At 46.2% G+C, this 23,925-nt stretch carries 24 protein-coding genes; 10 read left to right on the top strand and 14 right to left on the bottom strand.

The window, feature by feature from the left end; genetic code table 11:
• Nucleotides 1-103 precede the first annotated feature (103 nt).
• On the top strand, nucleotides 104-727 hold the full coding sequence (locus W04_RS06430) for a trimeric intracellular cation channel family protein (protein ID WP_045978255.1): 624 nt from the start codon (nucleotides 104-106) through the stop codon (nucleotides 725-727).
• Nucleotides 728-856: 129 nt separating this feature from the next.
• Nucleotides 857-1,489 (top strand): SDR family oxidoreductase, encoded by a 633-nt coding sequence (locus W04_RS06425; protein WP_053910240.1) that lies wholly within the window; start codon nucleotides 857-859, stop codon nucleotides 1,487-1,489.
• A 45-nt stretch (nucleotides 1,490-1,534) separates the two neighbouring features.
• On the opposite strand, the gene W04_RS06420 is transcribed toward W04_RS06425, so the two are convergent.
• Entirely contained in the window at nucleotides 1,535-3,550 is a 2,016-nt protein-coding gene (locus W04_RS06420; RefSeq protein ID WP_053910239.1) for a TonB-dependent receptor, read from the bottom strand.
• On the opposite strand from W04_RS06420, the gene W04_RS18860 reads away from it, so the two are divergent.
• On the top strand, nucleotides 3,549-3,710 hold the full coding sequence (locus W04_RS18860; protein WP_157576320.1) for a hypothetical protein: 162 nt from the start codon (nucleotides 3,549-3,551) through the stop codon (nucleotides 3,708-3,710). The genes W04_RS06420 and W04_RS18860 overlap by 2 nt on opposite strands.
• Before the next feature lie 81 nt (nucleotides 3,711-3,791).
• Here W04_RS18860 and W04_RS06415 read toward each other — a convergent pair whose 3' ends face one another.
• On the bottom strand, nucleotides 3,792-4,037 hold the full coding sequence (locus W04_RS06415; RefSeq protein ID WP_022945333.1) for a DUF3297 family protein: 246 nt from the start codon (nucleotides 4,035-4,037) through the stop codon (nucleotides 3,792-3,794).
• 233 nt (nucleotides 4,038-4,270) lie between these two features.
• Between W04_RS06415 and W04_RS06410 the strand changes: the two genes are divergently transcribed.
• The gene (locus W04_RS06410) at nucleotides 4,271-5,419 is read left to right on the top strand and encodes a hypothetical protein (RefSeq protein WP_053910238.1); all 1,149 of its coding nucleotides are present in this window, start codon (nucleotides 4,271-4,273) and stop codon (nucleotides 5,417-5,419) included.
• Nucleotides 5,420-5,468: 49 nt separating this feature from the next.
• Here W04_RS06410 and W04_RS06405 read toward each other — a convergent pair whose 3' ends face one another.
• Both W04_RS06405 and W04_RS06400 read right to left on the bottom strand, forming a co-directional pair.
• Entirely contained in the window at nucleotides 5,469-5,717 is a 249-nt protein-coding gene (locus tag W04_RS06405) for a hypothetical protein (RefSeq protein WP_022945335.1), read from the bottom strand.
• Between the two features lie 113 nt (nucleotides 5,718-5,830).
• Nucleotides 5,831-6,916, bottom strand: a complete 1,086-nt coding sequence (locus W04_RS06400; protein ID WP_053910237.1) for a hypothetical protein — start codon at nucleotides 6,914-6,916, stop codon at nucleotides 5,831-5,833.
• Nucleotides 6,917-7,032: 116 nt separating this feature from the next.
• Between W04_RS06400 and W04_RS06395 the strand changes: the two genes are divergently transcribed.
• Nucleotides 7,033-7,722: an alpha/beta fold hydrolase gene (locus tag W04_RS06395; RefSeq protein WP_082342159.1), complete on the top strand. Its 690-nt coding sequence runs from the start codon at nucleotides 7,033-7,035 to the stop codon at nucleotides 7,720-7,722.
• An 86-nt stretch (nucleotides 7,723-7,808) separates the two neighbouring features.
• Here the strand turns inward: W04_RS06395 and W04_RS06390 are convergent, their stop codons facing one another.
• Nucleotides 7,809-8,831 (bottom strand): kelch-like protein, encoded by a 1,023-nt coding sequence (locus W04_RS06390; protein WP_053910235.1) that lies wholly within the window; start codon nucleotides 8,829-8,831, stop codon nucleotides 7,809-7,811.
• A 141-nt stretch (nucleotides 8,832-8,972) separates the two neighbouring features.
• Nucleotides 8,973-11,372, bottom strand: coding sequence for a TonB-dependent siderophore receptor (locus tag W04_RS06385; protein ID WP_053910234.1), 2,400 nt, complete (start codon nucleotides 11,370-11,372; stop codon nucleotides 8,973-8,975).
• 321 nt (nucleotides 11,373-11,693) lie between these two features.
• Here W04_RS06385 and W04_RS06380 point away from each other — a divergent pair, with 321 nt between their 5' ends.
• Nucleotides 11,694-12,038 carry a mannan-binding lectin gene (locus tag W04_RS06380; protein WP_053910233.1) on the top strand — a complete coding sequence of 115 codons (345 nt, stop codon included), beginning with the start codon at nucleotides 11,694-11,696 and terminating at the stop codon, nucleotides 12,036-12,038.
• A gap of 97 nt (nucleotides 12,039-12,135) precedes the next feature.
• Here the strand turns inward: W04_RS06380 and W04_RS06375 are convergent, their stop codons facing one another.
• On the bottom strand, nucleotides 12,136-12,663 hold the full coding sequence (locus tag W04_RS06375; protein WP_157576317.1) for a hypothetical protein: 528 nt from the start codon (nucleotides 12,661-12,663) through the stop codon (nucleotides 12,136-12,138).
• Nucleotides 12,664-13,000: 337 nt separating this feature from the next.
• Here W04_RS06375 and W04_RS06370 point away from each other — a divergent pair, with 337 nt between their 5' ends.
• On the top strand, nucleotides 13,001-13,660 hold the full coding sequence (locus W04_RS06370; RefSeq protein WP_053910231.1) for a hypothetical protein: 660 nt from the start codon (nucleotides 13,001-13,003) through the stop codon (nucleotides 13,658-13,660).
• A gap of 119 nt (nucleotides 13,661-13,779) precedes the next feature.
• Here W04_RS06370 and W04_RS06365 read toward each other — a convergent pair whose 3' ends face one another.
• Nucleotides 13,780-14,811 carry a methionine synthase gene (locus tag W04_RS06365; RefSeq protein WP_053910230.1) on the bottom strand — a complete coding sequence of 344 codons (1,032 nt, stop codon included), beginning with the start codon at nucleotides 14,809-14,811 and terminating at the stop codon, nucleotides 13,780-13,782.
• A 28-nt stretch (nucleotides 14,812-14,839) separates the two neighbouring features.
• Nucleotides 14,840-15,817 carry a DUF1852 domain-containing protein gene (locus tag W04_RS06360; protein ID WP_053910229.1) on the bottom strand — a complete coding sequence of 326 codons (978 nt, stop codon included), beginning with the start codon at nucleotides 15,815-15,817 and terminating at the stop codon, nucleotides 14,840-14,842.
• 471 nt (nucleotides 15,818-16,288) lie between these two features.
• Between W04_RS06360 and W04_RS06355 the strand changes: the two genes are divergently transcribed.
• A complete protein-coding gene (locus W04_RS06355; protein ID WP_053910228.1) occupies nucleotides 16,289-17,098 on the top strand; it encodes a sulfite exporter TauE/SafE family protein in 810 nt (269 codons plus the stop codon).
• Nucleotides 17,099-17,171: 73 nt separating this feature from the next.
• Here the strand turns inward: W04_RS06355 and W04_RS06350 are convergent, their stop codons facing one another.
• Nucleotides 17,172-17,483 (bottom strand): hypothetical protein, encoded by a 312-nt coding sequence (locus W04_RS06350; protein ID WP_045978266.1) that lies wholly within the window; start codon nucleotides 17,481-17,483, stop codon nucleotides 17,172-17,174.
• Nucleotides 17,484-17,806: 323 nt separating this feature from the next.
• Between W04_RS06350 and W04_RS06345 the strand changes: the two genes are divergently transcribed.
• Both W04_RS06345 and W04_RS06340 read left to right on the top strand, forming a co-directional pair.
• On the top strand, nucleotides 17,807-18,853 hold the full coding sequence (locus W04_RS06345; protein WP_053910227.1) for a hypothetical protein: 1,047 nt from the start codon (nucleotides 17,807-17,809) through the stop codon (nucleotides 18,851-18,853).
• A gap of 170 nt (nucleotides 18,854-19,023) precedes the next feature.
• On the top strand, nucleotides 19,024-19,788 hold the full coding sequence (locus W04_RS06340; protein WP_053910226.1) for an ABC transporter substrate-binding protein: 765 nt from the start codon (nucleotides 19,024-19,026) through the stop codon (nucleotides 19,786-19,788).
• A 46-nt stretch (nucleotides 19,789-19,834) separates the two neighbouring features.
• On the opposite strand, the gene W04_RS06335 is transcribed toward W04_RS06340, so the two are convergent.
• The 4 genes from W04_RS06335 to W04_RS18955 all read right to left on the bottom strand — a co-directional run.
• Nucleotides 19,835-20,476: a lysoplasmalogenase gene (locus W04_RS06335; protein ID WP_053910225.1), complete on the bottom strand. Its 642-nt coding sequence runs from the start codon at nucleotides 20,474-20,476 to the stop codon at nucleotides 19,835-19,837.
• Between the two features lie 122 nt (nucleotides 20,477-20,598).
• Nucleotides 20,599-21,408 (bottom strand): hypothetical protein, encoded by an 810-nt coding sequence (locus W04_RS06330; protein WP_157576314.1) that lies wholly within the window; start codon nucleotides 21,406-21,408, stop codon nucleotides 20,599-20,601.
• Between the two features lie 577 nt (nucleotides 21,409-21,985).
• Nucleotides 21,986-22,372 carry a hypothetical protein gene (locus W04_RS06325; protein ID WP_022946228.1) on the bottom strand — a complete coding sequence of 129 codons (387 nt, stop codon included), beginning with the start codon at nucleotides 22,370-22,372 and terminating at the stop codon, nucleotides 21,986-21,988.
• A gap of 879 nt (nucleotides 22,373-23,251) precedes the next feature.
• On the bottom strand, nucleotides 23,252-23,925 hold a 674-nt coding region (locus W04_RS18955; protein ID WP_053910223.1), incomplete at its 5' end, for a hypothetical protein.

The following is a 23,925-nucleotide window of genomic DNA, read 5'->3' as shown; positions in this document are numbered from 1 at the left end:
TGCTGCGGCCTGCTACCCGCTTTGTCATTCAGTATCAATACACCTTGCTTTAGTTAGCGTTACCCGTTCAGGAACCCATTTTCACCTGCAATGGAGGCCTTAGGTGACATCTGACTACTTTGAGTTTTTAAGCATTATTGGCGTCGCATTTTTTGCCATTTCTGGTACTTTGCTAGGCCATGATAAAAACATCGGCGGTTTTGGTGTCGTCGTTGTTGCTTCAGTCACCGCGCTTGGTGGCGGCAGCCTGCGCGATGTGTTGCTAAATCAACCCGTATTCTGGATAGACAATCCCAACTACCTCTATGCCACCTACAGCGCTATTTTTATCACGGTATTGTTTATCCGCCACCTTCCTAATGTATCGAGTTACTACATGCTGTTACTTGACGCCATTGGCATGGCTATTTTCAATATCGTCGGCATTGAGAAGTCGCTACTGCAAGGCACCGATATGATCGTGGCCATCACCATGGGGATGACCACAGGCATATTTGGCGGCTTACTGCGGGATGTGATTTGCGCCGAAGTCCCTCTCGTTATGCGCCAAGAGCTTTACTCTACAGCCTGTCTGTTGGGAGGGCTGACTTATGCCGTGCTATTTCATTTAGATATTGCTTACCTGTGGTGCATTATCGGGTCTGTGTTGGTCACTGTGCTGCTGCGCCTTGGCGCAATTCATTGGGGTTGGCAGCCGAGTATATTCAAGAAAGGCCGAATGCAGTAATGCCAACCATTTTATAATTTGGGGTTTAAATCATATGCTCCGCCCCAAGGTTTTAACTGTACACCTTTTTAAGCCGTGGGTGATGACCTCACCGGCACGGGAAAATAGCAGAACTTTAAGGAGCGCGATATGAAAACCCTGATCATCGGAGCCAGTGGTCAAATCGGAAAAATGACGACCGCGAAACTGTTAGCCCAAGGGCACGAAGTCGTGGCCTTAGTACGCGATAAAAGCAAGCTAAGTGACTTGCCCCAACAAGGGCTAACTATTATTGAGCAAGATTTGGAAAATGATTTTAGCGCTGCCTTTGATAATTGCACACAAGTGATCTTTGCTGCAGGCTCTGGGGCCAGCACCGGGGCTGATAAAACCTTACTCATTGATTTATGGGCTGCAAAGCGGGCCGTGGATTTTGCGAAAGATCATAAGCTTGCACACTTTATTATGGTGAGCTCAATTGGTGCCGACGCACCTGATAATATTGAAAGCAGCATAAAGCCCTATTTGGTAGCCAAACACATGGCCGATGAGCAACTGATAAACAGTGGCCTTGATTACACCATCGTGCGCCCGGGTACTTTGCTCAATGAACCAGCGACCAAAAAATACCGTATCAAGCGCCCAGAGTCGCGCCAAGACGCGGTGATCTCTCGCGAGAACGTGGCAGAGGCGCTGGTGTATATCGCTGGCAAAGACAGTAAAACGAGCCAAGTGTTTGAGCTGTTTGATGGTCCCGAACCAATCACTTCACTCATAGATTAAAGCCAATGCGCCTAGCCCCAAGCTGGGCGCTCATTTTTACGCCAATTAAAACAACCAGCTTACCGAGAGTCTCAACGTCCGTGGTTCAATGGGATGAAAGTGAATATCCGCAATACCCTCATCTGCCTCACCCGGCAAGCGAGAACTGTAGTAGTAGTCAATATCATGATCCTGACTGTTAAACATGTTGAGTAGCTCGACATCCACTTTCCAGTGGGTTTGACGATAACTGAGCAACCCATTGACCACACTCAGAGGCTGCGAACGTCGCTCGCCATCGGCACTGAGTATGCGCTTGCCAATATGACGAAAACGTAACGAGCTCAACCACAACTCATTGATATGCCAATTGACACCAGCACTTGCCACTACGGGTACTGCGCCCTCGACGCGATCATCCTTAGTGCCATTACGTAAGCGCGAACGCGTGAACGACGCTTCCATATCGACACTAAAGCGCTCATTGAGCCAATAATAAGCACTCAGCTCCAAACCATAGCGCCGCGAAGCATCACTGGCCTCAGTATTACCGGCATCGCCAACAAATAGTAGCTCCGAGTCTAACTCTAACCACCATAGAGCGGTTGAAAAATTAAACTGCTGCTCATCGAAATAGCGCACGCCTACTTCACCTCCTTCGCTGCGTACAAGTAGGTCGACCCGCTCTGTCGCCTCCAGGGTGATAGGGTCTAGATTTATCGTTGCTCCGCGAGCATCATTGGAATGAAACCCTTGAGCAAAATTAAAATAGCCGGCCCATTGCGGCGTAAAGAGGTAGTTTATGTTCGCCTTCACGCTGAATAAGTCATCGCTGGCATCGCCGGAGTTACTTGGGTTATCACTTTGCACATTGGCTTCTAGATAGTCATAACGCAGACCTAGATTAGCTTCGAGCTTTGAGCTAATGGTTATCTGCGAATGCCAATAAGCACTGTAACTACGCTCATCAATACTGTCTTCACGCACAGTACTTAAACGCTGACGCGCACGTGTATTATACAGCCCCACTTCACCGACATTATCATTACGCAGAGTGATCCCTACGCGGTGCTCGATGGGCCAGGACGTCTGTTGTGAAAAGGTATACCCTAGCGCTGCACCGCTGATCACCCGCTCATCATATTGCTGAAATTGATCGCCATTGATGGGGTCGTTGAGAAAGTAAGTAAAATTCGAAAACAAATCCAATTTATAGTCAATAAGATAGGCACTCGCGCTAACGCGTTGCCCTTGCCAATTGGCCGATACACTGTAGCGACTGGAGTGTCCCCCTAAGGTTTTATCTAAAGAACCTAACTCTGTTATTATTCCTTGGCGTACCGCGCGACGTGGTATTTGGTCGGCGGCATTCCAGCGATTGTCGTAGGCCATTGCCGTTATAGACATATCGCCGTCCCAAGCGCGGCCTACATAACGTAGCAACGCATTTTTCTTGCTGATATCTTCATTGATATCTTGCCAAGGGCCGTCATAACCTTGCCATTGGGCAGCGCCAATAACCTTGCCTTGCCCCGCTGCAACACTCGCCATCGCAACCGCTCGAGTATAGTTATCCTCACCAATACTCAACGTTAACTGCTGATGTGTGGGGTTATCAGCAAGGTGAAAGTAGGCACTGCCGGCGCTGGAGAAATCGCCTTGCTCTGCGTGATAACTGCCCTTTTGATAGGTGATGGTGGCAATCGTTTCAGGAATAATAAAATTGAGATCGGTATAGCCTTGACCGTGCCCATGACTGCGCATATTAATGGGCATGCCATCGATATAGGTCGCAAAATCGGTGCCGTGATCTAAGTTAAAACCACGAATAAAATACTGATTCGCTTTACCCGAGCCGCTGTGTTGTGTCACGGCCATACCCGGAATAAGCTCTAGCATTTCTGCGCTACGCAACATGGCTCGGCTATCAATTTCACCCTGACCTATCACGCCACTTGATGCGCTAATCGACTCACCAATAAGGCCACTGCGGTGCCCATACACGGTGATCGTTTCTACATTAGCCGACAACGGATGAGCCGTAATCGCCCCGAGAGAAAGTAGTAATGTGTTAAACCTCATGGCTTGTTCCTTGTTACCAGTTAATATCAAAGGTGATAACGGACAAGCACTGATTTTGGATGCAAAAAAGGAAAGTTATTTAGAAACGGTAGCCCACATTGTCAGTGTCACTGATAATGCAGAGGTAAGCGAAAAGGGTAACTGCCAGGCGTGTGGCTAAAAATAACCGCCTGCAAACTGCGCAGAGCGAGGGGTGTGTAAAGTAAAATTCAGGCAAGCTCACAACGGCCTGCCCAACTGATTAACGGTAGAAGACCTCAACCGTTCCTTTGCTTTTAATCAACAGAGGCTGACCGCGACGGTCGCGGGCTTTCGGATGGGCTACTTTAATCCAGCCTTCACTGATGCAGTACTCTTCTACATCATTACGCTCTTTATCATTGAAACGCACGCCAATATCGTGTTTTAGCACTTCTTCATTGTAATGCGGGCTGCGTGGGTTAATCGAAAGCATATTGGGAATATCAGGTTTGCTGTTGTCGGTCATGATGACGTATCTCTACAAATAAACGTGGGCGCTATTGTAGGTAATCCCATCCTTAGGCTCAATTATTAAAGTTGCTGATAGGAAAATAATCTCACCTATATTGCTTTAGTTGGCCATGTACTGCAAACAAGTGTGCTTAGCCCCATCGCCAATAGAGCTGAATTATTTGCGCTCAGCTCTCAGACGTAGGATAGTGATATGCGGTTTTAATGCTGTAACTACATAGGATAATCATGATCAAACTATTGCTAGCTTCGAGTTTAGTCTTTTCTTGTGCCACCGCTTTGGCCGCCACCCTTACGGTGGAAGAGCAGCGTCTACCCGCAGCCGCTGAAGCAATGCCCAACGTAACCAGCGCCTTTGCCAGTGATGTAAGCGCGTTTGCACAACAGTGGCAAGAACTAAAGAGCTTCGAACGTGCTCAGGATGTGGTTTATGATTACGCCAACCAGTTGTGGCGCAACGCCAAACAGCGTATCACTACGAAAAAAGATTACGATGACCGCGCATTGTATTGGGCACGGTTACAGTCGAGTAAGGTTATTCGTGCCACTAACCCACACTTTGCGCTCAGCGATGCGCAGCGTCAAAGCTTACTCAACACCCTAGAGCGAGGCAGTCGAGGGCAATACGACTTAGCGTACAGCCAGGACACTGAGAAAAAGATTCTGATCACCGGCTTTGACCCTTTTTTGCTTGATGAACACATTGATCAAAGTAATCCTTCAGGGGTCGCTGCATTGTTATTAGATGGACAGGTGATCAGCCACAAGGGCGTACGCGCAGAAATTAACACCGTGATGATCCCGGTGCGCTATAAAGACTTTGATGAAGGCCTGATTGAAGCATTGCTAGCGCCCTATTATGCGCTCAATAACGTTGATATGGTCGTCACTATCAGTATGGGCCGAGAGCACTTTGATTTAGAACGCTTTCCAGGTAAGCGCCGCAGCGTTACCGCTCCCGATAACGCCAATATAGTTTATGGTGGCACGCAAACCGCACCGAAAATATCCAGCCTTAATGGCCGCCCTCTTCCCGGTGCAGAGTTTGTTGAATTCAGTTTGCCAGTCGCGCACATGCAAAAAGCGCAAGGCCCCTATGAAATCAATGATAACCATGAAGTAACCACTCTAGAGAAGACATTTAAGCCTAGTTCGTTGGCCGAGCTAGAAGGTGCAATCGCGGTCAATGGTGGTGGCGGTGGCTACTTATCGAATGAAATCTCTTACCGCAGTATTCGCTTGCGCAATGAGCTTAATTCAGATGTACCGACAGGGCATATTCACACCCCTCGCATTGCGCAGTTTGAGCCACAAACGGAAGCGAAAATCGTAGCGCAAATTAAAGCCATGCTAAAGCAAAGCTTAACAGCGCTATAACTGTGAAGTGAGGCTGCCTAGCTAAGCAGCCTCTGACCTCAGCGCGTCTTTAATGACGCTGCTGCGGTGCATTACGCACTAAATCTTTACCATTATCGTACACTTCTTGGGTCACCCAGCGCCCAAGTAGTAGCTGGTGATTGTCATCGAGTACCGCAATAAAAGGTCGGCCATCGGCATTGTTAGTCGCCAGGGCAATGCCTGCCGCATTGTCTAAGCCTAATTTACCGCTTTCCACCGAGCGCAGAAACGCCTCTAATTCCTCTAGCGTATCAATAATGTCATTATCGTTTATCATTTTAGGTTCTCAATTACCGCTTAAAGCCCAAAGGGTAGCAACTCTTGCCTGACAGATAAACATGGCTGTGCCATGTTGAATCAGAACTCAACAAGTTAAGTCTGTTAGTTTTATCAATCCGAACCTGGGCGATAATCACGAATAAAACGCAACTGGAATTCGGTGTTATCAAAGTCTGCGCACATGACATCGAACCCATAATGCAACACGGTATCAATATCAGCGCCAATAGCGCCTTCTTGCGTCAGCGAAGCCATCGCTGTGAGTAACTCTTTGGCTCGAGTTTCATGACCCCCACACCCGTAGTCAACAACTGAGTAAAATTTTGCGTAATTATCGCCCAAGCTTACAGCCCGTTGGAGATACTCACCTCGTTTGGCTCCCTCACTCGTGCGAGCCAAGATAAACGCAGCGCGAGGCTGCTGACGATAGCGGAGCAAATAACGCAGGATCGTTTGCGCTTTAAACGGTGAGTGGGGATAGGCGCCGCGCATTTGCCCTTGAGGGCGCATATCACGACCAGTGTAATAACTGTAAGCGTAATAAAAAGCCTGCTCGGTAGATAAACCCTGCAATGCCTGTGGTGTCACGTCTATGCTTTTTTCACGATGCTGCGTTAATTGTTGCTGATAGTCCTGCGCCCACTGCTGCTGAAGCCTCGCCCCATGAACAACATGAATCGCTAGCGCAGTTGCGGCACAACAAAAGGAAGCGCCAAGCAGTAGCATTGGAAACGCAACATAACTACGATTCTTTAGCTGTTGGCGACTAGCGTGTGGCTGCTGTTCACTGAGCAAGTAAAAAGCACGATTGTCTGTCAACGGCACACTTCTGCGAGCAAAAAAAGCAGCAGCCCACGCACCACTGACATACAATGCCAGCAAAATAATTCCCCAAATTGTGCCTGAAAGGACAATACCGATATTGATGGCAACGCCCACGACTATTATGTGCGCCAACAAAGCGAGCACGGCAAAACGCCGCATAAAGCCCTTGCCATGATAACGCACAGAAACGCCTAACAGAGCACCGCTGACAAATAACATCAAAGGAGATGCCTTAGGCAACACAGCAAACGTTCCATACCACAGCAGCAAAATAGGTACACACCACATGCTTGTGTACAAGGCGGCTTTTACTGCATGTTGGTTATTGAGTTGCGTGTGCACTCGCTTTGCCATGCTCGGCTCTAGATTCATGATAATGTGCCCGGCTTGAGAATATAAATAATGGCTGACTGTACCAAAGAACTATACCCAGCGCCGTATCATTTTCATACCGTGTAAAATCAATGTTAATAATAGATTTTATACTCATGAAACATATTTTTGTCGCTATCGCCTTATTGGTCGGTGTAAGTCCATCCGCTTGGGCACAGTGTCGCGATAATGTCGTCTTGGTCCATGGCAACACATCATCCCCCTCTAGTTGGAACAACACCCGTGAGCAACTATATGCTCAAGGTTATACCGATACACAAATTTTTGCCCCAAATTGGGGCTCTAAAACATGCGCGAGCTGCAACGATCACAACGGCAGTGAAGAGCTTCCCGTGCGCGAAGCCATTCTTGATGCCATCAACCAATCGTGCAGTGGAAAAATAGACATTATTGGCCATTCGATGGGTGTCACCCTAGCTGCGCAGCAAGTTTACAAACTGGGGTTAAGTGCTGATGTCGATGCATTTGTCGGTATTGCCGGGGCGTTGCGCGGTTTATTAAGTTGCGGTGTTTATCCTTACAATGTGTGGAACAGTACCTGTGGGTATCACGGCCTATCAGTGAGTAGCCCGTTTCTTGACGGTCTATATGGGCAGCAATTCGCAAACCGAGTGTATTCCATTAAAAGCTATGCCGATCAGGTCGTCTGCGCAACGGGGAGTTGCTACGTGTACGGCATTCACAGCAGTCGAATTTGGCATGAAACCGCTACTTTTACTTACGCTCTTGGCCATTTTGGCCTACAAACCGATACCGCTGCTAAGCAGGTTAGTCTAATTCAATAACAACCTTGTCGTATATGGCACCTAATACTCACGCTTTATAACTAAATATACGCATTTATAGCCGGTAACATCATACCGGCTCGTGACTATTTCGTTGAACTTGTGGCTTCATTCACTACTACCACGGCCTCAGCGGCGGTGTTAACCTGCGCACTGGTTTTTGCCAGACCGACCGCCTGAGCCCCTCCAATCAGCCAGGTTTGTGCGCCTAAGGAAATCGCCCCTAAACCATGACGAGCCAAAGGCCACTGTCCTTGCACATGCCATTGCTGCGTACGAGTGTTGTAGCGCAGCACATCGGTATAGACCCCCTCGGCGTGTTCACCGCCAAAAACAGATACATAGTGATCATTGACTGTTGCAGCGTGCCCTGCCCTTGGCTGTGGCATAGAAGGCAAGTGCCGCCATGTATCTTGTTCGCTCTGATACTCCAACACATCCGTCATCGGCGGCATACCGACTTGGCGCCCGCCAAGGATGAGCCATCGTCCATCAATCTGCACGGTTGCGGCGCTGTTACGAGCACTGGGTAGCGGCGCTGCTTCAGTGACGCTAAATGTGTCAGGGTCGAACACAAAATGGCGTGCGGTATCATGGCTATGCTGCCACTGACCATTTTTATCGCTATGTGGTGTGCGCCCACCGGCGAGGTGTATCTTGCCATCAATAACCGCTGCAACCGTCTCACTTAATGGGATAGGTAAAGTGGCTACATGCTGCCACTGCGCCGCTGATTGAGACAACATTAAAATGTCACCAGTATTTAACCACTGACCGCTTTCGGAGTTGATAAAGCCACCCAATGCAAACAGCTTATCGCCAACCGCTTGTAGATAGGTATGATGACGCCCTTGGGGTAAATCAGGTGCGCTCTGCCAGTGCGGATCTCCAGGAGACCAGTAATGCACTTTCGCTGTCATTTGCCCTTGAGACATCGGCAGCTGGCTAGAAATCCCACCCGCTACCCATATCTTATCGCCTATCAATGTGGGGTATATTTCCTGTATAGGCTCCACAAGAGATGCACCCGAATGTTGTGGCTCAGCGTGTAAACCAGCGGCCCACAAAGCACTCAACACCAGCATCAGAGGGTATTTTAACTGTCGCATAATAATTCTTGGATGACTCCGAAGGGTGAATAAACAACCGTTAGCATAAACAGAACAGTGCTTTAAAAACAACTAACTAAAGGTCTTACAAATCCCCTATCAACACCCATGAGTGACAAAAAAGCGCCCGAAGGCGCCTAGTTAGAACTGATAATGAACACTGAGTTCGAGGTTCCTTTCCTCTCCGGGCAAGCCGCCTAGGAAAAGTGCCTTTTCGTAGTAACGCTTATTAAATAGGTTATCTAGGTTTAATTGGACTTTGTAGTTATCCGCCTCGTAGGCAAAGGCGGCATCCCAACGCACGTAGCTCGGGACCACGGATTTAGGCAAGCCAAATGCGGTGGAATTAATAGTGCGCTCATCAACATAAGTCACTCCGAGATTCACTGCCACAGGATGTGCAAGCTCAAAGGCGCTCATATCATAGCGTAACCAAGTACTGGCAAAGCGCCTTGGCACCCCTTTTATTTGCCCAGAGCGCTCGCCTGCACGCACAGTCACTGCGTCCTGGTAAGTACCATTAACATTGACCGACATTACCTCGCTGAGCGCCATATTCAGATCAAACTCCACCCCTTTGGTGGAGTCCTCATCGTCATAAAAATATTGTGGCACACTGATGTTGAACTCGGGGTCATTGGGATTGTCGTTAAACGCCTCATTGGCGTAGCGTAAATTAGTGCGTCGGGTGTCAAATAGCACTAAAGAACCGAGTAAGTCTTCCTCTAAGGCAGTAAAGCGCACGCCAATATCCAATGACTCGGATTCAGAATCAGGGCGATTATCCGCTTGATTTTCACTTACTGACCCTAAAATACTATAGGCCGTGCGCCCTTTCGACACATTCACAAAGGTCGATAATTGCGATGACAGCTGATAGTTGAGGCCTAGATTATAGGTCATACCGGCATCATCACTGTCGTTTTCTAGGCTGATTTCGGGTACTCGCGCAGTGCCTCGATGCTGATAACTTTGCTTAATGCGCGTATATGCTGCGCCCACACGCGCTGTAAGTGCATCACTTAAATAAAGAACTTCTTGGCCGCTTATCCCCACTGCTTCGACACTTTTATCATAGTGACTGCGCAGCACTGGACTGTAGTCTTCAAAATGCCCTGTTGGCCAGTTGGGGTTACGGATATCAAGAATATAATCAACAGCGTTGGCATCCGCAGCGGCGCCATCGGCATCGTAAATTGACCAGCTTTTAAGGCTAATATCGCGTTTTTCTGCATTCACACTCAGTAAGTGCTCACCAACTACCGAGCCCCAATCCCACGTATGCTGCAGATCGGCAAAGTACTGAAACATTTGTTCTTGCGCATGCTGCTTGCGATATTCTTGGCGTCGCGCTGCATAGGGGTAGAGTTCACCATCGACCATTAGCGGTGCACGCGGCGCTAGATTAATGGTGCCTCGACGCTGCCAATACACATAGTTGTAAGCTCCAGTTTGGCGCACAAAATCAGACTCATAATCGCGAAATTGCAGTTGTTGCGTAAGCTCTGTATTGGCACCAAGATACCAATCCCACCGCAGCTTCACACGTTGCTCGGTACCAGCATTAGGGCGACTTAGCGGTGAAATTACATTGCCATCACCGAGATCAAAGGGCTCAAGCCCATCGTTTTGGTTAATGCTCAGCGCCAGTTGTTGACGTTGCTCGGCATTTAGCTGGAGCGCTTCGCTCGCAGCATCATTGGGGAGATCAGCACCACTCAAAGGGTAGTCACCGTCAATGCTATCCCAGTTAACAATACGCACTGGAAAGCCTACGGAGTCTACCTGCACTTCATCGTCAATATAAGCCGTTGATAATAACAAACGATGGTTATCGCTTGCCTGATAGCGCAATGACCCATAAAACTCACTGCGCTCACTACCTAAATCGCGGTAACCATCACTCGATTGGTGATTGACGACTGCGCGGTAAGCCCAGTTCTCACTGAGTGCGCCAGTTGCATCAAACATCACCCCGTAGCTTTGCCATTGCCCAACATTAACCGCCACTTCATACTGGGCTTGGTCTTGTGGCTTCTTTTCAATTAGGTTAATAACGCCACCAGCGGCACCAATACCATATAACCCCGTAGCCGGGCCTTTAAGCACTTCAACACTGTCCACATTGGTCATCGACCGCGTTGGGTTAAAGGCGTTGCCTAAATCAGCGCCACCATACATGCCATCATAGGTGTAGTTAACGCCTAGGCCACGAATAATAAGATTATCACCGACACCATAGTTATTGCCCGCTTGTGCTAATCCGGAGACATTACGCACCGCTTCTTGCAAAGTGTCAGCCGATTGCTGATCCAGCAAGGCTTTATCAACCACAACAATGGGTGCGGGGGTTTGCATCAAGGCCATATTCGACTTGGTTGCCGTGCCACTGTTGAGCACGAGTTCGTTATGGCGACCATAGACGCTAATGCGCTCAACCTTGTCTAGCTCTTGCGACGACGAGGTGTTGGCAGATGCATCTGACGACAGCAGCGCTGCGCCTACGGCAGCACCTACGAGTGAAAACTGAAATACGTTCATTATCTCTTCCCTATATGAGATACAGCAAAAAACGCGCGCATTCTAGCACCACGCGCAAATGATAACAATTGTCATTTTTGTTTTGTGAAATTTATGTAAGCACTGGTCCTAGCTGAATAGCAAAAGTTGAAATCAGTTAGTAGTTTCCCAAATTCTATAGCAGCCCAAACCGACCCCATATAAGCAACAAACTGATTTTTAATATAATAATTAACTGTTACCGAGTGTAATAGTTAATATTCACACAGCGACTAATTTTATAGCGTGGATATCAAAACCACACAAATGAATCGAATTTAAAGTCATTAAAAGGAGATTATTATGTCAACATTTAAAGTAAACATTCCGGCAGGTCCAATTTGGGACCAAAAAGATGCTGAGGATAAAGCGCCCCTTGTAGCGGCAGCACACCAGGGCAAATGGACGGGACAGTGGAACACTGTCGTCCAAGGAGAGATGAGTGTTGTGGAAGTTGAATTGCAAGTTAAAAATACTGGCTCAGACTGCTTCAAAACAAACGTTCTTGCAGGGCCGCTATGGAGCAACGATGAAGCGCAAAAAGTGGGGGAAACCTTAGCAGCCTCTTACGGCGGCACCTTTACCGGTGGGTGGCACACCATTGTTGAAGGCAAAATGAGTGTGATTGAAGTTGAGTTCAAGTTCTAAGTTATTCTATATTAGCATTATTTTTATAATAACGGCTAGCAACCATAAAACAGCCAGCCGTTATTATATATAAAGCAGCGCTCGCACTTTATGGGCTTTAATTAAGCGTAAAGCTTGTACCAGACCAAAATATAGAGTCGTAATCACTACACTGCATGCACTTGTACCACCTCACAGCCTCACCATCATAAGAAAGGCTGCTGTATCCGGCACCTCCTTGGTGAGTAAAGACTTTCACTACGCTAGAGTCACGTAAAATCGCCAGAAATCGTCCTTGCTGAGCGGATTTCGTTTTATAAACACCCACGATAATACGCTCTTCACTAGGCTCGTCATCTAAGTTCGCTCGAATGGAGAATTTTAATGGGGAACTCTGAATATCCAGATATTGAGACTCAGGCAACGTCTCCTCTAAATAGCTCTTATCGAAGACCGTAATGTACTCCCAATCTGGATTTAGTTTCGATACCGGAAGCTTCGTGATATTAGATTTTTCAGCACAAAACTTTTTCACAGTCCACCATGCTTTATTAGGTTCTAGAGTTGAAGTTTCACCAGCTATTGAAGGGGAGCTAACAAAAGCCCCTGCAATAAGAGAAAGAATCAATACCTTACCAATCAACATGCCAATGCCTCCCACCTGCCATTCTAGGCTCTGCAATTAATGACGTACCTTATGAACCTCTCTTGTATTTAATTTTGAAGGGCTCTATTTTCCAGCTAATTGGAAGTAATAACTAGCGAAAAAATAAAAACTCAGCGATAAAATTTAAAATCATCAAAAAAATTAACAAAAACACATTTAATTATAATAATATTATAAACCATAACCTATTAACCACTCTATCATTTTTATATAACTCAAAAATACAACTGTAAAATATTGATTTTAAAGTTACAAATTTTGGCGATATGTATCCAACCCGAAGAAATAGTGAAGCTGATTTGCTGGAAAAAATAAAATGAAAAAGATAACACTTTTGTATGCGTTTATCTCTTCATGTGCGAGTGCACAGTATAACTACCTAGACCAAAGCACTTTGGACAACCTCGATGACGGTGCGTTTTTAGGCGCAACTCGTCATCCTGTTTACTTCGATTCAGGCGACGTTGCACGTAACTGTGAAGACTACTTATCACTTATAAAAGCACATCACTTAAAAGAAACCAGCGACAATTACCTTGCTAAAACTGAGTATTTACCTTGTGAAGTACAAGGGTTAATCCAAAAAAGCAATAAACTGGTTAGTAATAAACTTGCCTTGCCAGATTTAACTCCCTTAGTAACTAAACTAGACTTACGCTCCATACCCTCCTCGTTTGGACCTCAGCTCAATGAGAGTAACTATACGCTATCGACTCTTGCTCAACAGGCAGTGCAATATAAAAACAATCAGCTGTTCATAAATACACCACAGCAATACTTTGAATTCAGACTGAAAGCCGTTTTAGACTTAAACAGTAACACTGTACCCGATTGGGTTATTTGGATGGTGGATGAGTCCAAGCAAGGCACCTACAAAGCTTATGCAACCCTTATCGTTATGGATGCACAGCCAGACGCACCAACGTGGCAAGCGCAAAAGTTTAGGCGAGTGTATCAAGGGCAAAGCTCTGATTAGTGAGCTTGTTTACTGATGAACTGTACAAGCCGACAATGCCATACCTAGTTGTAAAAAAGTAGCCTTTGGCGAATGAGTGCCATTAGCTACCTTATACTTTGAAGGTTAGCTTAAGCCCGTTACGAGGCACTTAATTCTTTACGTACAATCTCAGCTCCGGCACTGAGCGCACTGAGTTTGGCTCTTGCTACCGAGCGAGGCAAAGGCGCCATGCCACAGTTAGTGCAAGGATAGAGCTTGTCAGCATCCACATATTTCAGTGCCTCACGCAACGTGCTGGCCACCTCTTCAGGGGTTTCAATGCTGTGGGTGGCCACATCAATGGCCCCCACCATCACTTTTTTGCCTCGGATCAGCGCCAGTAGCTCGATAGGCACATGGGATTTGTGGCATTCCAAGGAAATGATGTCGATATTTGATGTTTGTAACTTCGGAAACACCTCTTCATATTGCCGCCACTGCGTGCCCAGAGTCTTCTTCCAATCGGTATTAGCTTTAATGCCATAGCCATAGCAGATATGCACAGCGGTTTCGCATTTCAGCCCTTCAATCGCTTTTTCCAAGCATGCGATGCCCCAGTCGTTAACCTCGTCAAAGAATACATTAAATGCTGGCTCATCAAACTGAATAATATCAACGCCAGCGGCCTCAAGCTCTTTAGCCTCTTGGTTAAGTATTTTGGCAAACTCCCAGGCTAGCTTTTCGCGGCTTTGATAATGCTCGTCATACAAGGTATCGACCATGGTCATCGGCCCTGGCAACGCCCATTTAATCGGTTGTGTGGTTTGCTGGCGAAGAAACTCGGCATCAGCGACAAAAACCGGCTTGCTACGAGAGACGGGGCCAACCACGCAAGGCACACTGGCATCGTAACGGTCGCGAATTTTCACAGTTTTGCGGTTATTGAAGTCAACACCATTAAGGTGCTCAATAAAGGTGGTCACAAAGTGTTGTCGTGTTTGCTCGCCATCGCTGACAATATCGGTCCCAGCGACTTGCTGCTCATGCAGTGCTACCCGCAGGGCATCTTGCTTACCATCAATCAACGCGTCACCGTGCAATTTCCATGGTGACCACAGTGTTTCCGGCTCAGCCAACCATACCGGTTTTGGTAGGCTGCCGGCGCTTGAGGTGGGTAATAACTTGTTCATTATCAGCACTCTTCTAGGTTGTTGTTATTTATAAAGCGGTGTTGGCAGACCACTGCTCAAGTACCGACTGATAGGGTTTAATAAAGTGCTGCTCGGCGAATTTACCTTGGGCAATCGCCAATCGGCTGCGCTCTTCGCGGTCATAGACAATTTGCGTGAGCGAATGGTCCGCATTTCTCAGGTTAGGCTGATAACAGCTGCCCGCTACAGCGTTGGCGTTGTAGATCTCTGGGCGATAAATTTTCTGGAAGGTTTCCATGGTGCTAATGGTGCTGATCAACTCCAAATTGGTGTAATCGTTTAACAAGTCACCAAAGAAGTAAAAGACTAGCGGCGCTACACTGTTTGGCGGCATAAAGTAACGCACCTGAAGCCCCATCTTTTTAAAATACTGCTCGGTTAATGATGACTCGTTGGGATGATACTCAACACCTAAGACTGGATGTTGATTCTCGCTGCGGCGATAAACTTTATTGTCTGACACGCTAAGGCATATAACAGGTGGCTTGGCAAAATGCTGTTTGTAAGTGTTGGACTCAACAAAATGCTTAAACAGCTTACCATGCAGTTCACCAAAATCACCGGGGACACTAAAGCCCTCTTTATCTTTGTTGTGCTCTAGCAGTAACACACTAAAGTCATAGTCGCGCACATATGAGGAGAAGTTATTGCCAACAATGCCCTCGATACGCTCATTGGTGCGATGATCGATAATGTTGGTTTTCAGCACTTCAATCGATGGAAAGGCTTGTTCATCGCCGTCAATGTGCATATCTACCGACACAATTTCTAGCTCTACGCCGTAACGGTCCCCTTCGGGGTTATCCCAATTGGCCAACGCATTAAAACGATTATCAATCATTCTTAAGGCGTTGCGTAAATTTTGTTGGCGGCTCTCGCCGCGAGCCAGGTTAGCAAAGTTAGTGGTAATACGCGTAGTGTCTGACGGCGTATAGTGCTCATCAAGACAAATGCTCTTAATGGTAAATGTGAAATCTTTTTTCATGACTCGTTGGTATCCAAATTCCTAAGGTGAAAGCAAACGTCTTCGTGCTGAGTATGCTGATGCAGCCAGGGTGATGACCGCTGTGGCTGTGTGAGTCAACTTACTCAGCAACATGGCTTAAGTTATACGTACATACTTGGATGAAGAAAAACGGTTTAATTTCAGGTAAAACATGAGCATGATTCATTTGCTGGCAAAGCTGTTGCTATTCCCTCAAAAAGCCCTGGCAAATCATGAGCACACCGCCCCAAAAACACCTAGACTTCTAGCCACCCATACATAAAGATGTATTTTCCTCAAGTAAAAGCTGAGGAATATTCATGACTTAGCAGCACTAATTGCCGCAATGATGTTGATATACTCAGGCCTCAGGTGGCAATCAAGTCACAATAGGCGGATTGCTAGATAACGCGATACCCCCCTTGCAGGGGTCATTAGCCGTTTCAAGCAAATAACAAAGAGAATAATGAAATGAGTGAGTTAGCCGTACTATTTGTTTTCTGCGCAATACTGGGCAGTGCTGTGGGCTTTTTAGCGGGTTTACTTGGCATTGGTGGCGGACTCGTCATTGTGCCTATTCTGAGCATAATTTTGCTGCACTTTGACGTGTTGCCCCCTGAGCAGGTTGTAGTTACCGCCATTGCCACCTCATTGGCATCGATTTTGTTTACATCTACGTCGTCGGCCATCGCTCATCATAAACATGGCAACGTTCCCTGGCAGTTAGCGCCTTGGGTGATGCTAGGTGTTGGTTTAGGCGCCCTGATCAGCGGCTTTATGGCAGCACTATTACCTGAGCACGTGGTGCGCTGGGTATTTGCTGTTAGTGTGTTTGCCATCGCTATAAAAATGCTGATGGGCAATAAAAGTACCAGCACCAATGCACGCTCCTTGCCTAATAAAGCAGTACTAACAACGCTAACAACTCTTACCGGTGGCTTATCGGCCATGATCGGTATCGGCGGCGGCGCAGTTTTAGTGCCGCTGTTGAACTTTTTCTCTGTGGATATGAAAAAAGCCATTGGCTGTGCATCTGCATGCGGCATTGTTATTGCCTTATTCGGCTCAATGGGTTACATCAGTGCAGGCGCGCAACATCTCGCCCTTACAGATGGTTTTGCTGGCTTTGTTTACCTGCCAGCGTTAGCGGGAATAGTTTGTACTTCATGGTTTAGCGCGCCTCTAGGGGCCAAGGCCACGCAATCCCTACCTGTGACCACCATTAAGAAAATATTTGCACTGTTGTTGGTTATTATGGCGGTTAATATGCTCTTAAAGTAGCGAGCAAATCGGCCATAAAGTCTGGGCTAAACACCTACCTTGCTCTTGGTTTCTGGGCGTTTTTATACCGGCGTTATTGTTCTTCGTCCGCGCTGGCGTCGAGGACCAGTTCCTGCATTTGTTGTGGCGTGAATACAAAGAAATAGAGATTTTCAATTGTCGCCACTGCTTTGCCCTGCAACATGGGGTAATCCGAGGCATCGGTATCGAGCCAGTAGCCAGCTAACACTCCTTCCTTTATGGGGAAATAAACACTTTCACTGGTGGTGATGGCGTCGGGAGAATCAAACACATAATCGCCATAGTGCTGGTGCACAATGTTAACCAGTTCGCTTTGCTGCTGCTTACGCTGGCCCACTTGTGACATTAATTCAGACTCTTGCATACAGCCTCTTCGTTATTTAATTACAGATTATTTATAAGCTGGCTTAATCACTCTTCTCGCACTTGAGTAAAGCAAAGCCAACACAGTAAGAATAAATATAACACGCCATATCTACAAGGCGACAACCTAGAGCTGAGCCCTTTAATTATGAACTTTATCCGCCCTGATAAAAATCCAAGCTCATATAGGTTGCCACGAAAGCGTGATAACCATTCTCTATTAGCTATTTCATAAGACAAAATTACAGTTTATTATTAATCAGTTAAGGACTTTTGTAGTGCCGCCAGCACTATCACTTCAATCATTTAGGGAAATGAAAAACGATGAACAAACTCCATTGGCTGATCGCCTGCTTTTTTCTTCTTTTGCAATCACTACCCACCCGCGCCCAGTTAAGCTTCCAATTAGAAATGATACCTAACCCTTATCAAGCACCTAAAGGGACAAGAGCGATATTAGTCAATGGTGACGGCTCGCACGTGGTTGTGTACGGCAAAAAAGTGGATGAGCATGATGATAAAATCCCTATGGCATTTCATTGGAGTGAGCGCGACGGCCATACCCACCTTGGCCTGTTAAATAACCGCAACGTACTGCTCCCCATGGATATCTCTGATGATGGCAAGGTCATCGTCGGCCATAATGGAGGGGCCAGTTTTGTGTGGACCAAGCAGCAAAAAATGCGCACTGTGCCCAAACTAAAAAGCCATTACATCAACACCGCGATATCCATTTCGGCAGACGGTAAAACCGTGGTCGGCTATACCGGCTGGCAATCGGATATACGAGCCTTCCGGTGGGAAATAGGTAAATCATTGCAAGAGATTGGTACAGGCAAAGACAAAGTAAAGTGGCGTAACGCAACATACAGCTCAGAAGACGCCAGCGTGATTGTTGGCAGCATACCTGGGCAAGTTTATGTGTGGAAAAGTGATAACTCTATAACCCCTATCATCGCGCCAGAGGACTGCCACTTTATTGCCGAGGACGTCTCTCATGACGGACACACTATTGGTGGACGTTGTAGCATCGATACGCCCATGGTATGGAACGAGTTTAATGGTTTTAGCACCTTGCCAATACCAGCTGAGGCGGCCACAGCCATGATCACAGCTATGTCAGGGGATGGCACAAAATTCCTCGGCTCAGCAAAGTATAAAGGTGAAAATTACATTGATACTTATCGCCCTATCTTATGGCATCAAAAGCAAATTTACTTTCTTGATGACATTGTAAAACAGCTCAACCCAAATAAAGCGATAAAAAGAGTCACTATCAGTAATATCTCATCCAACGGCAAGGTGATTGTTGGTGGCTATAAAGACAGCATCGACCGCTACTATCCGTTTAAGCTGATAATTAAAGAGTGATAAAACCCAATGAGCGCTGAGGATGAGAACCGGACGAGCTTGTATGTTCACCACTTAACCATTTATAAAGCTTTTTTTGCATTAAAACTCACCTGGGCATGCCAAAACACTGGAAAAATGCGCATAACTGCGGCAAGCTAGTCCTTTAAGGTGTAAATAAAGTGTAACTTATGCGCGCATGTATTGCTCTTTTGGCGTGGTTATTGATGCTGGCTTTGCCCACCTTAGCGTGGTCCTCAGCACCGCTAAGGTTTGTAGCGGAAGATTTATACCCGTTACACTTTGAAGATTCTGAAAAACAACCACAAGGCTTCTTAGTCGATGTGGTCAATATTGTTTTAGCACAGTGCCGTTGCCAAGGGCAGGTGGAAATTATGCCTCAAGCAAGAGCATTTAAAGAGCTGCGAACAACACCAAACACACTGATGATTTCGTTACTAAAAACTCCACAGCGAGAGACTGAATTCATCTTTTTAGGCTCTGTTTTTAATGCTCACGCCTATCTGGTTGGCCTTAAAGAGCGGCAGTTTAAGTTAACTGATTTGCAAAGTGCTCGCGGGCTACGAGTAAGCACGGTGCGCGGTTATTATAGCCACCAATACTTACAAAAAGCTGGCTTTTCGTTGCAACATGACTTAGTGCTGGCCCCCGAGCCTGCCAGCTTAATGAAAATGCTCTACAAACAGCGCACCGACTTAGTACTTACCAACACCTTGTCGTTAGATAAAGAACTTCGCAGCATCGGCCTTGACCCCAATCGGCTTGAAAAGAAACTGCACCTCCCCAAGTTCCCCAGCGAGCTGCATATTACTGCCAATAAGAAGCTTCCAGCAGACCTTGCCATCCGACTTCGCCAGTCACTTAAAGCCATCAAAGCATCAGGGCAATATCAAGCCTTGCTAAACAAGTGGCAATTGACACTCTCAGCTTATTAAAGTGCGTTACCGAGAAGATTCATGTGCCCTAGCTGAGCCCTCGCAGCTAACCTTGATGAGTCACACTCAACGCAATGCAGCCCTGGGCTAGGTAGTAGGTTGCAAGTAACATCGGCTGAGTCCATGGATAACTTTTAGCAAAGCGACCGTAGGCTAGGATGGAATCCGACACCATAAACAGCAGTGCACCAATAAAGGCATAAACGCTGAGCGGGTAACCTGAGCTCTGCCAAAAGATATAACTTGCCAAAACCATGAGACTAAGCACAGTAGCATAGGCATAAACAGGTCCACGCAACGCACCTAGGTGCTTATCTAGTAGCCGGATAAGAACACCTGCGTATATGACTAGTGCCACCAGCAATAAGGGGCTCAGAACGAACTCGGTGTTGTAAATGAAAGCGATGATATAAGCTAAATGAGCGATAAAAAACGCGACCAACCCTTGTAAAAAGTAGTCTTTTTTCAACATTAAAAAGATGTCGCCTAAAAGGGAGAAGAATAACCCTGCAAATACCCAATACTCTATCAGTGTAAGCGCGCTTGTTTGGGTATATGCCAACACGGCAATTAGCACGGTCGTTAAGGGCTTAAACACATAGCACAGCGCGCTGCTATGGCGACTATCAGCAATAATATGAGTGCATGCAGAGACAAAAATTAACAGCAATAAAGTGTGAAATAACATAGTAATCGTTGTAGTTGCCTTAGGCTCCAACGGCCGTGTGAGGTGGATAAAGTACGATGGCACTTAAGCCTTTGAGTGCCTCTTATCTCAGCGATTCCCATCCCCATGTATCCAAAATGCCTCTAGCTTAGCGTTATCACTTTGCTCTTGAATAGATTAGCAAGCTTATTAGCGTAGTCAGAGGCTGCACTTGAGCTATTGGTTTCCAGAATATTGATGCGCTCGCCGCTGCGCGCTACAACGTTGAGCTGATAGTCAATGCGTAGTGGCTGGTTGCGCCTAGCATAGCGGATAATCTGCAAGCTATCGATGTCGCTGGTATCCATAATACAGGTGTCCTTTGACAAACACGCCACGTTCGACAAATACACTCCCTGCTCGTCAAAATAGAACGTGTTTTTAGGGGAAAAGGTTTTATAGGCGGCAAAAAGTAACAACAATAAAAAGATGCCCCCTTCCAAGGTGGGTGAGCGAGTCAGTTCATACCCTGGAATAACTCCCTCCGCTGGCACGATAATAGCTGCGACGATTGCAACGAAAAACATAACCAAGCCAAGGATATTTAACGACACGACTTTATCTTTAAACGACAACGCTGACCTGTAGCCTTCCGCACAGAGCGCTAACGAGGTAAAAGAGCTCACCGGCTCTACTTTGTGCCACTCGTAACCACGTAGATGTTGGTTCTCTTTTTTAGCCACTTGCTGTTGTAGCGCATCGAGGCGAGTTGAATCAGTAAAAGCCCGTATTAGTTCCTGCCAGCTTTCCTTAAAGTTAGCCTTACTCAAAAAGTAAATATTAGACAGGCTTAAGAGCACGCCGATAAGGCATAAACCTGTGAATAGCTTGATATCGTCAACCAAACCAAAGGCAAAAATACAAAGAAAGAAATAAGCCGGTAACGACATGATCATAGGAAAGATAACACCCACGCTGACACCTCCATATACAGCAGATTGATGATATTCTCACTTTTTCAATCATTAGCAAAGCAAATCCCATAATAATATGGCACCCACAAAGCCGCTGAGGGTCAGGCTTTTAGGTGTGTAGTTCAGCCTTTAGCCTGACAAACACAGTACAACCCCTGTAGGTTAGGCTTTAGCCTAACAAGCACAGTGCATCGTTGTAGGTTAGGCTTTAGCCTAACAATTATAATGAAACCCTGGTAGGTCAGGCTTCAGCCTGACGAACATATTGCAATCCTTGCAGGTCAATTTTTATCGGTAATAGGGAATACAGGAGCAATTGACGATAGCACTAACAACACACGTTTATTCAGTCAGATGTAGAATTAGCTAATCCATGTGTGAAAGCATGGTATCCAATCTAACTAAACTTACCCCGCTGGCCCCAACAATACCTAGAGGCAGAGGCGAAATCACACGGTAACGCGTCACAACTGAGTAAAACCGTTTATATAGCTCTAATTGCCCATACATTACTGTAAGCTCTGCATTGAGCAAAGCCCAACCCCATTCTGTGAATACCTCAATTTAGCTGATAGAGCTAGTGCCAGCGAATGCTGCCAAAAAGAAGGTTACCCCATGTAACTTCAGTGCCACAGTACGGCCCAATTAATATGGTACAGGTCGCCCCGTCTACTTTCGTTGTTACATACTCTGAATAAACTGTTTTTCCATCAACAACCCATGACGTTGTGCCTGTTTGACCATAGGGAATGGTTAAAGGGATCGGAAGGGGAACAACGGGGCCAACAACAATACCTGCCCATTTGTAGTTGCCGTCGTGATGAAACACTTGCTCCGCATCTTCGGTGATTTTAGATTTATCTCCTATGGCATGGGTTTCGGTGTATACAATATCTGCGGAGACACACGCTTGTAGAGCTAGCATGGTGAAAATGATTAACGATACGTCCTTGCATATTTTCATTGTTAGTTGAATTTCTTATTATAAATATTAGGGACGCATTTAATCGCCAGCGTTGAACTTTGTCAACAAATAGACAGAGAACACAGTCAATATCCCCGAACTCTCCACCCCACGCTGGTGTCGGGCTTTAACTAGCAATTGTAGGTCAGGCTAATGAATCGTTGTAGGTTAGGCTTTAGCCTAACAAGCACAGCGAAACCTTTGTAGGCCAGGCTTTAGCCTAATAAGCACAGTGCAACCCTTGTAGGTCGGGCTTCAGCCTAACAAGCACAGTACAACCCTTGTAGGTCGGGCTAGTGAATCGTTGTAGGTCAGGCTTTAGCCTAACAATCATAATGAAACCCTTGCAGGCCGAGCTTTAGCTGCCCACTTCCCTAAAACCGAGTGAAAATATCTGCACTACACCTTATCTAACTAAAAGAGTGCCTTGTTAATTAAGAGCCGCTGTGAGGTAAAAAAGCAAGGCCTGCCCCAACACTCCTTCCCTAATACACTCCACATTCCATAGCGCCCTCTGCCCGGTTATAATCATGCTCTATTATCGTCAATCCTTATCTCGAACTGCCTACCTCTTCACGCTACGAAGCGATCCTTCGGTCGGTCGTGGCCCTCTTTTATCTCCTAAGACACCTATAATTAGCTACTGCTTACGAACTCAGGTTTTTGTTAAACACTGTGCTTAGCTGTTAACTCGATTCCCCTCTCAGCAACGCTAAAACAATTCATCCACGAAGCCGTATTCCTATTCGTGACGAAATTAAAGGGGGAAATCGTGTTGATACTTCTTAGTTAACTGCGAAGCTTAGATTGGTTGTTGTTCATGTGAAAAATACAAGACTTGACCCTTCCGTGTATTTTCTGAATCAAAAATCTGACCGATTAGTACTTACACATAAAAATAACGTCGCGTTTTTTATCTTTTGGTGCAATTGCAACTTCGACTTGCTCTTCAATCCTTCTGTCTCCTAGCAATTTAACCCCAACCAAGTATTCCGGTGGGAATAATATGAGCACTTTATTGAGGAACCGATAGGCCATTATCAAAAAAATTGAGCCAGCAATAACCGAAATAATGGTAATTATGACCGACAGAAAGCTATCTAGACTGAAGTACTTATATGCCAGCTGGTAGAGTACTATGCCAACAACTCCTGTAACGAAATAGAGAATTGATAAAACAGCGATACATCCCAATCGTCTCAGTCCGTCACTGAGCTTACCTCTCCACTTAAAAGTATCATTCCCATAGTCGATATCTACTAGCTCAATTTTTCGCCCATATTCAGACAGGTAGCGGAATGCTCCAGGCGTCCAGATGAACCATTCAATTTCTTTGTTTGTAAGGTGAGCGCGTGTGAACAAATGCAAAATGACTAATATTTCAGGTAAGTTGGCGCTAGCATCGGTGCCACAAAGCTTTTGTAACTGCCGATATAGCTCAACTTTCTTATATTTTTGGGAGCTATAATTTGTATAAATGCGGTTAAAGGCAACAGCTATTGACGTAAGACCAACCAATATACTAACGACTAAACCAGCTTGACCAAGGTAGG

It is taken from the genome of Pseudoalteromonas sp. SW0106-04 (genome assembly GCF_001293805.1).
In the GTDB taxonomy this organism is placed as follows: Bacteria; Pseudomonadota; Gammaproteobacteria; order Enterobacterales; family Alteromonadaceae; genus Pseudoalteromonas; species Pseudoalteromonas ruthenica.
Note: the sequence above shows the minus strand (reverse complement) of the source record. Positions and strands in the feature narration are given on the sequence as shown.